Origin of the sequence: Candidatus Protochlamydia sp. W-9 (genome assembly GCF_001950615.1) — a bacterium.
Lineage (GTDB): Bacteria > Chlamydiota > Chlamydiia > Chlamydiales > Parachlamydiaceae > Protochlamydia > Protochlamydia amoebophila.
Window position 1 is genome coordinate 1 of sequence record NZ_BCPZ01000136.1, and the last position, 3642, is coordinate 3642.

The window sequence follows — 3642 nt, forward strand, 5'->3', positions numbered from 1 at the left end:
TAATAAATTAGTTAATAATTTATAATTAAAATTAAATTATAATTATTAAGGGAGGTAGTTATGAGTAATCCTTCTGATTTTAATCCGTCTTCTTTGAATAATAGTTTGCCTTCAAATGAATATTCAACATCTCTTATTAACGATCCACTTTCTTCCGATACAACTTCTTCAACAAAAGAAGTTCAAACGAATACAAAAGAAATACGAACTGTTACGGAAGGAGTTACCAGTGAGATTTTTAGCGAATTTACCCATCCTAAAGCCGAAACACAAAAATCACCATGTCTGACTGAACAATCTGTTAAATCATTTGTAAAAGGAAAATTTTTATGCGCTTATAATAAAAAGCCCAATTTAAGAGCTTCTGAATTAGAAACTTCGAAATCATTTCAAGGTGAAATACGGGCCCGATTAAATGATCAAATTCACCAGACATTTTCTAAAAAAATCGTTAAACTATGGATAAAAACATGTCATGAGAACATCTCACAAGCTTCGGTTAAATTAATACATTTATGCCAAACTGTACCGATAACAATTAATTATAATGAAACAATAAAACAACAAATTCAAAGATATCAAGATACACAAAAAAGAATAGAAGAAACTAAAATAAAATTGAATGTTCTAAATAGGCAATTAACTAACATTGATAAAAAAAGTTATAGTGACAATCTAAAAGAATTAGAAGCATTGGAAAAAATACAAAGAAATATAGCGAAAGTTAACGACTTTCTCTCAAGACTTGAACAGCTTGTCGAAAAATATCAAAAATGCAATTTGGAGACATTAGATCCATCAGAATTAAATGCACTAAAAGAAGAATTATCTTCTCTTAAGGAATTTCATTTTAACCAACTAAAGAAAGAGGTCAGCGACACTATAACCGAGATAAATCATTACCATCGATTACAAAACAATAAAAATAAATTTCAATTAACCGATCATCAGTTAAATATAAAAACTAAGCGTATATTGGATAACCTTGAAAAAATTTTTTCTGGCGAAACACCAAAAGATGTCACAAGGCAAATAGAGGAATGCAATCAGTGTATAATAGCTACTAAAAAAGATTTTTCTCCTTATGCTGAAAAATTGCAGCAAATTAAGGAAGAAACTACTATAGATTGCCGCCCTATGTATGAAAAACTTCTTCAAAAGATTCGCGATGAAAATTCTAATGACCTTTACCCCGAGTTTATTGCTGAAATTAAGAAGGGTCTTGAATCTCAGGATCCAGTAACCCGGAAAGATGCCCAACAAACTTTACTTTCTTCCTTTGATATTGTTGAAAAAGTAACTCTTAAATTAACTCTTAGTATTCAAAATGGACTACCTAAAGATGAAAATGAAATTATTCCTGAGAAAGATTATGATGCCCTTCAGACACATATTAGGTATTTAAAAGAACTTTTGGAATTGGCACAATTAACTTCATCTGATGCAAAATTACCGCAGTTTGAAGGCCATTTTAAAGGATTATTTGCTTTAATTCCTAATAAAACTATAACAGTAAAAGAAGCTAATGCTAAATTAATTTTATTTAATCAAGCAGACGAAAGCCTTACACGCTTAGTTGAGCCCTATAGAGGAATAGTAAAAAAAGCACATTTCCAAATTAAACAAGAACTTGAAAAACAAAAACCTGAAATACAAAAAAATATTCAAATATTATTGCAGCAATTAAAAGAAAAGAAATCAGATAAAAGCCAAATTTTAAATGATTTTATAGAAGAACTTAATAAAATTCAATCTATTAACTTTTCTGATTTAATAATTTCTGATGTTGAACAAATTCAAGATTTTGTAGATATTTTTTTAGGCCATTATCTTGAACATTCAGAAGAACGCTTTCCTAAAGTTTTAGGTAGTCATCGAGATTTTGCTCTTAGAGTTTCTAACATGTTCGAAATAGTAAAAGAGAATTTAACTGATCAGCAACTAGAAGAATTAAAATCAGTTCTGAAAGATTTTTTATCACAGCATGTTACAAACCAAAAAACAATGCTAGAAGAAGTCTCTGTTGAAACACTTACTGATCACAGGGAAAAAACTTTGGAAAAGACTTCAGAATCAGCAAAACCTTTATATAGAAAAGTTCAGGCTATGCATGAGACTGAAGACGAATTTTCAACAGAGTGTCAAATGGTTGGTAAAAAAGTTGAATCACTTTTACCTTGGCTTTTTGGGAAGGGTTGTTTTGCTTCACCTCAAGCTGCACATTTAGCCCCATTTCCAGGAATAGTTTCTTGGGATCTTAATTATCTAACTTCTCTTTTTAATCATAAATTTGGTCTAAAGTTGCCGGCCCTAGAAAAGAATGATCAAGCTGAGCTATTTAATGAGGATGTTGCGGGCTTTGTAAAGGCGATCCAAAGCGAAGGAAGAGTTGACAATAGAATAATGGAAGAAGAACTCATTCAAAGATATGTCGATAGTAAAGAAGAGAAACAAGACACTCTTCATTTTATTTTCAACGCACTTGTTTTTTTAAGCCGTATTTCCTCTTTAGAAATGTCAGAAACAAGGCATTTGCCAGATTTTTTTAACCAAGAAATGGATAAAGTTTCCGAGACTTTAATAAAGGGTAGAGAGCAGAAAGACAGAGGATATAAACTTTTATTAGGGGAAGCTTTTATTGATCTTCTTGCTTTTTCAAAAGAAAGCTTATTAGATCCTCAAACAGCTTTAAGCGAGAAACATATAGAATATTTACAAGCCACAGTTAATGCAGTTTCCGAACGTTTAGAGCAATTAGCTATTAAAAAACAGAAAACTGGAAAATTAACACCATTAGAGTTTGTAGAATGCCATGCATTGCATAGCATTTATTTAGGGGTAGAAAAAATATGCGAAGAAAAAAAACTACCAGCTAAAATTTTAGACAATAAAGAGCATATTTTTGAGAATACTAAGATCATTTTATACTAATCTTATAAACAGATGCTTAAAATTTTAGTTTAAAGATTTATTTATGTTTTTAAATTTTAGTAGGTTTATTTTAAAATTGAAATTAAAATAAATGTAGTTATTATAAATATTTTTAATAGTTTTTAGAGAAAAATTATAGATTACTAATAACATAAGTTAACGATAAATCTTACGAATAGAACTGAAACCACCCATTTGGCTAGCTATTGATTATAAATACTTTGGATGATGATTATCCATTTTTTATTTTCTTAAAAGTGTTTGATTACGAACCTAAGTATTCAACCTATATTACGGCGGATTTAAAAGGCTGTATTTGATATGAGAAACCTCAAAAGGGTTCTAAAAAACGCACTTCAATATTTTAAACTTGGCAAAATGATTAAATAAACAAAAGACTTCTATTCTTTGTCCTGCTATTTAATCATTATTTAAATGAGCATAAGCTATTGGTTGCACCTATAAGTCAATGAAAATTTATTTTTAAGCATAGTTAAGTTTTTAAAGAACCTTAAATTTAGTTTAGTGTATATCAAGCTATTCATTTCAAAGGGGGTTGACAATTCGTGCAACTTCTTCTATATTCAAAAATAATTTGAATAACCCTTAAGAAAAATATTCGAAATCTACTATTGATTTTTTTAGAGTGGGTGACAAGTACTCTACAACACTATGCAAATTTCGCATGAGAAACGATAGACCTATAATATA

The 3642-nt window shown here is 29.4% G+C and carries 1 protein-coding gene; it reads left to right on the forward strand.

Going from position 1 to position 3642, the window contains the following annotated elements; translation table 11 throughout:
• The first annotated feature begins 60 nt into the window (after positions 1 to 60).
• On the forward strand, positions 61 to 2931 hold the full coding sequence (locus tag BU804_RS04210) for a hypothetical protein (RefSeq protein ID WP_079988599.1): 2871 nt from the start codon (positions 61 to 63) through the stop codon (positions 2929 to 2931).
• Positions 2932 to 3642 lie beyond the last annotated feature (711 nt).